Here is a 6,415-nt window from a genome sequence, read left to right as displayed (position 1 = left end):
GTCAAGGCGGTTTGACGATGCAGCCGCGCAAAAGGGGCCCCTGCCCGGCGTCGTTTTCTTACGGAACCCCGGCCAAACCGGCGTCCTTCTGGAACAGCGTTCTGCGGTCAGCCGCGCACCCAGTTGGCCTGCTGCACGCCTGCCACGCCCGTCATCTGGGCGGCAAAGTCCCCCGCGGTGCGCCGGCGGGGCAGAAACACCGTGTACACGTACTCGCAGTGGTCCTCGCCCGCAAAGCCGGACTGCTGGCGGAAGTGCAGGGTGTGCCGGGCCAGCTCCTGCTCCAGGGCGGCGGCGTCCACGGTTTTTCCCCGCACGATCAGGGTGCCTTTGTTGGTGCGCTCGCCCACCAGCCGGAACGCGAAGAACACCGCGCTGATGAAGCACACCGACAGCATGGACAGCACAAAGTTCTGGGTGCCCACCGAAAGGCCCGTCACCATGGACCAGAAGATGTACAGCGTGTCCCGGGCGTCCTTGACCGCTGTGCGGAACCGCACAATGGACAGCGCGCCCACCATGCCCAGCGAGATGACGATGTTGCTGCTGATCATCAGCATAATGACCGTGGTGATCAGCGTCAGCACCACATTGCCCGCGTTGAAGCTCTGGCTGTAGACCGTGGGCTCGGTGGTAAAGCGGTAGGTCAGGTAGATGACCGCCGCCGCGCACAGCGCCATGCACAGCACCAGAAACACCAGCACCGGGGTCAGCTCCTCGCTGTTGGTGTAGAAAAACTCCAGAATTTCCTGTTTGTTCATTGCCATACCCCTTTATAAAAGCTCGTTCAGCGCCCGGCAGTTCTCATATTTGCCGCAGGACAGCCGCGTGCGCTGATATCCCTTCAAAAGCCGCCGCACAAAGGGCGCCAGCTTTCGGTCAAATTTCACTTCCAAAACCACCAGACCCGGGTCCAGCAGCGGCCGCAGGACCACCGGTCCGTACAGCGTGGGCAATACGTCTGTACCGCGCACGTCGAAATCCAGCGTCACCCGGGTGTTGCGCACCCCCAGAAGCCAGGCCGAGCGCCGGTATTCCACCAGCCCCGCCGGCCGGTAGCCCCGGCTGGCCAGCGCGTACAGAAAATGCGCGTCCTCGTCGTCGGTGTCCAGCAGCGAGGAAAAATCCCCCCGGGCAAAGGCGTCGCACTGGTCCGCCGTCACCCACACCGAGGTCTTTTTCTGGTAATCGCCCTGCTTTTGCTTGCACTCCAGCTTGGCGCGGCCGCCTTCGCCGCCATACACCCGCAGCCGCAGCTTCTGCCGGGAAAACAGCCCGTCCACCTTATCCAGATAGTCCCGGCTGTCCGGCGTGTCAAAGTACAGGCTGCGCACCAGATAGCTGCCCGAAGGCCCGGCATTGTGGCTGTCCGCCGCCAGCGCCGCGTTCAGCTTGCCGCGCAGCTCGGCCGCCTGGGCGTCCGTGAGCAGATATTTGTGCTCGAACCGGGTCACCACCAGGTTTTGCATCGCGCTCCCTCCCCGCTGTGCTTCATTATAAGGCATTCCGTGCGCCGGAGCAAGAAAACCTTGGAATTTTGTCGGTTTTTGGTATAATAGCCTCTGAGAAGACGGAACGCAGGTTCCGCAGAGAAGGGAGATCACGGCATGAAGTATACCCGCAGACAGACGTGGATGTCGGCGCTGGGCCTGGTGGCCTGCTGCGCGGTCATCGCGGCCATCGTGCTGGTGGGCGTGCGGCTCAAACTGACCCGCGCGGACCCCTATCTGGCCGGACGGGATTATCTGCAGGCCATTCACGATACCTATCACACCAAGGGCGCCTACACCAGCGACCCGCTGACGTCCATCACGTTCAAAAGCGGCAACAACAGCGATCTGGATTTTGAGATCCAGGGCTATTTTGCGGACCGGGATCTGTATCTGTTCCTGCCGCCGCAGGTCAGCGAGCGTTCCCTGTGCGCCAGCTTCACGGCGCAGGGGACGGTGCGCCTGAACGGCCGCCGGCTGATCAGCGGCCTGACCCGGGCGGATTTCTCCGACGGGGCGTCGCTGGAGTGCGGCGACGCCGTGTACACCGTGCACATCCGGCGCACCAGCCTGCCCGTGATCGTGTTCGAGACCTTTGACGACGAGCCGGTGTACTCCAAAGAGCAGAAGGTCACCGCCGCCATCTCCCTGTACGACGCCGGGGGCGAGCTGACCTTCCGCCAGACCGGCAGCGTGCGGGTGCGGGGCAATTCCACCGCCCAGTATCCCAAGCTGCCCTACCACGTGGACCTCAGCGAGGAAACCAGCCTGCTGGGCCTGCCCGCCTCCCGGGACTATGTGCTGCTGGCCAATTTTTCCGACTCGTCTTTGCTGCGCAACACCATCACCCACACCATGGCGCGGGAGATGGACATCGACGCCGCCATGGACAGCCGGTTCGTGGAGCTGTACATGAACGGCCAGTACCAGGGCGTGTACGACCTGGGCACCCATGTGGGCGTGGAGACCGTGGGCCTTTCCGAAAAGGGATGGATCGCCGAGCTGGATGCCCGCACCGCGGGCACGCCCCTGTCCTGGAGCAGCCCGGTGTACGGCATTCCGCTGAAGATCAAGGACCTGGGGGAGGACATCCGCGAGAAGGCCGCCTGGAAGCAGATCCGCCAGGCGGTGACCGGTCTGGAGCAGGCGCTGGCCTCGCCGGATTTCACCTACAACGGCCGGCGCTATACCGAGCGCATCGACCTGGACTCCTTTGCCGTCAATTATCTTTTGCAGGAGCTTTCCAAAAACCGGGACTTTCACAACCCCTACAGCTCCTTTGTCTATGAGCGGGACGGCATTCTGTACATGGGCCCCGTGTGGGACATGGACCAGGGATACGGCAACGCCGCCGAGGAGCTTTACACTTCCGCGGACGGGCTGGTGCAGCAGGTACTCTGGTTCGAGCGCATGGCCCAGGACCCCGAATTTCAGGCGGCCGTGCGGGAAAAATTTGAACAGCTGCGCCCGTTTCTGGACGGGCTGGACACGTGGCTGGCCGAGCAGCACGCCCTGCTGGACAACGCCGCCACCAACAATTTCATCCCCACTTACATCGGCCTGAACGACCGCATGAACACCCCGGCGGACTACTCGCACAAAGCCATGGCCGACGAGCTGGGCTCCTGGATCAGCGCCCGGGCCGCCTGGCTTGCAGAAAACCTGCCCGGATAGGGCCGCGCATCCTTGCAGGCGCGCGCGCTTTCTGATATAATAAATTAGTTATCAGCCTGAGATTGGGCAGAGGATAGGAGAGGCAGCCATGAAAGAGCATTTCGATCCCTCTTACTCGTTTGTCGCCAACGAGGAAGAGATCCTGGATATGTGGGAAAAAGGCGACTTTTTCGGCAAACTGAAACAGAAGAATGCAAACGGACCCAAGTACCGTTTCATTGACGGTCCCATCACCGCCAACAACCCCATGGGCGTGCACCACGCCTGGGGCCGCACCCTGAAGGATACGTTCCTGCGCTACAAAGCCATGAACGGCTACCAGAGCCACTACCGCAACGGCTTTGACGGCCAGGGCCTGTGGGTCGAGGTCGAGGTGGAAAAAGAGCTGGGCTTTGAGACAAAGCGGGACATTGAGGAGTACGGCCTGGACAAGTTCACCGACAAGTGCATCGAGCGCGTGGTCAAGTACAGCAACGTCATCAAGAACCAGTCCAAGCGCCTGGGCCAGTGGATGGACTGGGACAACAGCTACTATACTTACAAAGACAACAACATCACCTCCATCTGGGCCGTTCTGAAAAAGTGCGACGAGAACGGCTGGATCAAGCAGGTGTACAAACCCATGCCCTGGTGCCCCCGTTGCGGCACGTCGCTGTCCGAGCATGAGATGAGCGGCAGCTACAAGGAAGTGGAGCACATCGCCGTGTTCTTCAAGGTGCCGCTGGTGGAAAAGGACGCCTACATGCTGGTGTGGACCACCACCCCCTGGACCCTGACCGCCAACGCCGCCCTGGCCGTGAACCCGGAGCTGGATTACGTGATGGCGCGCCTGGACGGGGAAGAGCACCCCATCATCATGGGCCGCACCTATTTTGAAAACAAGTTCGCCAAAAAGGGCGAAGTGCTGGAATCCTTCAAAGGCACCGACCTGGCGGGCCTGCACTACGAGACCTGCTTCCCCGAGCTGGAACTGCAGAAAGACACCGACCACCGCGTGGTCCTGTGGGACGAAGTACAGGACGACGAGGGCTGCGGCGTGGTGCACATCGCCCCCGGCTGCGGCGCCGAGGACTTTGAGCTGGGCAAAAAAGAGGGCATCGACGTGCTCATCCCCATCGACGAGTACGGCGTTCTGCTGCCCAGCTGCGGCGTGTTCGCGGGCCTGGGCGCCCAGGACGCCCGGGACCAGATCTTCGAAGAGCTGAAAAAGCGCGGCAAGATGTTCTACACCCACACCATCCGCCACAGCTACCCGGTGTGCTGGCGCTGCAAGACCCAGGTGCTGTTCCGCTGCGTGAAGGAATGGGCCATCGACGTGGAGGAGATCCGCCCCCGTCTGATCGCCAACGCCAAAAAGGTCAAATGGAACCCGCCCTATCAGGGCAAGCGCATGCTGGACTGGCTGACCAACATGTCCGACTGGAACATCTCCCGCAAGCGCTTCTACGGCCTGCCGCTGCCCTTCTATCCCTGCGAATGCGGCAAGGTCACGGTCATCGGCTCGCTGGAAGAGCTGCGTGAAAAAGCCGTGGACAAGTCCAAGGTGGACGCGCTGCCCCACCTGCACCGCCCCTGGATCGACGAAGTGGAGATCACCTGCCCGTGCTGCGGCAAGCCCGTCAAGCGCGTGGAAGCCGTGGGCGACGTGTGGCTGGACGCGGGCATCGTGCCCTTCTCCACCCTGAAATATTTTGAGGACCGGGAGTACTGGAAATCCTACTTCCCCGCGGAGTACGTGGTGGAGATGAAGGAGCAGGTCCGCCTGTGGTTCTACTCCATGCTGTTCATGAGCACCGTGCTGGTGGACGAGCCCCCCTACGAGCAGGTGGGCACCCACGGCATGGTCACCGCCGAGGACGGCAGCCGCTTCTCCAAAACCGGCTTCATGATCAAATTCGACGAGGCGGCCAACGTCATCGGCGCCGACGCCTCCCGTTATCTGTTCGCCTCCAGCCCCATGACCACCGACGTGCGCTTCGGCTACAATCTGGGCGACCAGGCAAAGCGCAAGCTGCTGGCCTTCTGGAACCTGTCCACCTTCTTTGCCACCTACGCGGAAGTGGACAAACCCTGCGTGGATGTGTCCAAGCTGGACGTGTCCAAGCTGGGCCTGGCGGACAAGTGGCTGGTCACGCTGGTGGACAACTTTGTGGCCAACGCCACCAACGCCTATGAGAACTATTCCACCAAGGACGTGATGGATCAGTTCGAAAAAGTGGTGGACGACATCTCCAACTTCTATGTGCGCATCAACCGCCGCCGCTTCTGGAAAGAGGGCGACAGCGAGGACAAGAACACCGCCTACACGGTGATGCTGTACGCCATCCGCACCATCAGCCAGGTGATGGCCCCGGCCATCCCGTTCCTGACCGAGCACGTCTGGCAGGAAGTGGTTCGCCGCTATTCCAACGAAAGCGCCGAGAGCGTGCACCTGAGCGCATGGCCCAAGGTGCTGGAAGGCGTGGACGTGAACGACCCGGTGCTGACCCAGGTGCAGGAAGTGCGCGACATCATCTCCCTGGCGCTGAAGCTGCGCAACGAAAAGCAGGTGCGCATCCGCCAGCCTCTGAGCACGCTGTATGTGTGCGGCAAGGACGGCAAGATCACCCTGGCGCCCCAGCTGGAGAGCGTGCTGGCCAGCGAGGTCAACGTGAAGAGCGTGGAGTTCCTGGAGGACACCAGCGCGCTGGAAGACGCCTACGCGGTGCTGGACTTCAAGAGGGCCGGCGCGGTGCTGAAGGGCGACGTCAACCACGTGAAGAACCTGCTGGCCGGCCTGGAGCCGGAGGACATGCAGGCGGTGGCCGCGGCGGTGCAGGCCGGCGGCGAGGTGCGTGTGCCGGGTTATGACGCGGCGCTGAGCGCGGAGATCTTCGCGCTGAAGCACGCGCCCAAAGCGCACCTGGCGGTGGCCGAGGACTTCGGCGTGACCGCGGCGCTGGACATGGCCATCACCGGCGAGCTGTATGCCGAGGGCTGCCTGCGCGACATTCTGCGCCAGTGCCAGGTGTTCCGCAAGGAGGCCGGGTTCGCGGTGTCCGACCGGATCTTCGTTCACTTTGAGACGGGCGAGAAGCTGAGCGGCGTGGTGGCCGCGAAGCTGGACTATCTGGAGAGCGAGCTGCTGGCCAAGGCCGGCGACGCGCCTCTGGCCGAGCCGGATTACACCGGCAAGCTGGAAGTGGACGGCGAGACCGTCACCGTGCAGCTGAAAAAGCAATGAGAGAATGCGTCCGCGCGGCAAATGCCGC

General features: G+C 62.5%; 4 protein-coding genes. 2 read left to right on the top strand and 2 right to left on the bottom strand.

The window, feature by feature from the left end; genetic code table 11:
• Positions 1 to 107 precede the first annotated feature (107 nt).
• Together WMO24_RS07940 and WMO24_RS07935 are read right to left on the bottom strand one after the other, a co-directional pair.
• Complete coding sequence (locus WMO24_RS07940) at positions 108 to 761, bottom strand: DUF4956 domain-containing protein (protein WP_349215874.1); 654 nt, start codon at positions 759 to 761, stop codon at positions 108 to 110.
• Between the two features lie 12 nt (positions 762 to 773).
• A complete protein-coding gene (locus WMO24_RS07935) occupies positions 774 to 1,469 on the bottom strand; it encodes a polyphosphate polymerase domain-containing protein (RefSeq protein WP_349215873.1) in 696 nt (231 codons plus the stop codon).
• A 138-nt stretch (positions 1,470 to 1,607) separates the two neighbouring features.
• On the opposite strand from WMO24_RS07935, the gene WMO24_RS07930 reads away from it, so the two are divergent.
• Both WMO24_RS07930 and ileS read left to right on the top strand, forming a co-directional pair.
• Positions 1,608 to 3,164: a CotH kinase family protein gene (locus WMO24_RS07930; protein ID WP_349215871.1), complete on the top strand. Its 1,557-nt coding sequence runs from the start codon at positions 1,608 to 1,610 to the stop codon at positions 3,162 to 3,164.
• An 88-nt stretch (positions 3,165 to 3,252) separates the two neighbouring features.
• The gene (ileS, locus tag WMO24_RS07925; protein WP_349215869.1) at positions 3,253 to 6,387 is read left to right on the top strand and encodes an isoleucine--tRNA ligase; all 3,135 of its coding nucleotides are present in this window, start codon (positions 3,253 to 3,255) and stop codon (positions 6,385 to 6,387) included.
• The last annotated feature ends 28 nt before the right edge of the window (positions 6,388 to 6,415 follow it).

The sequence above is a fragment of the Ruthenibacterium intestinale genome (genome assembly GCF_040096265.1).
Classification (GTDB): domain Bacteria; phylum Bacillota; class Clostridia; order Oscillospirales; family Ruminococcaceae; genus Ruthenibacterium; species Ruthenibacterium komagatae.
This window is presented reverse-complemented; position numbering and strand designations above follow the sequence as displayed.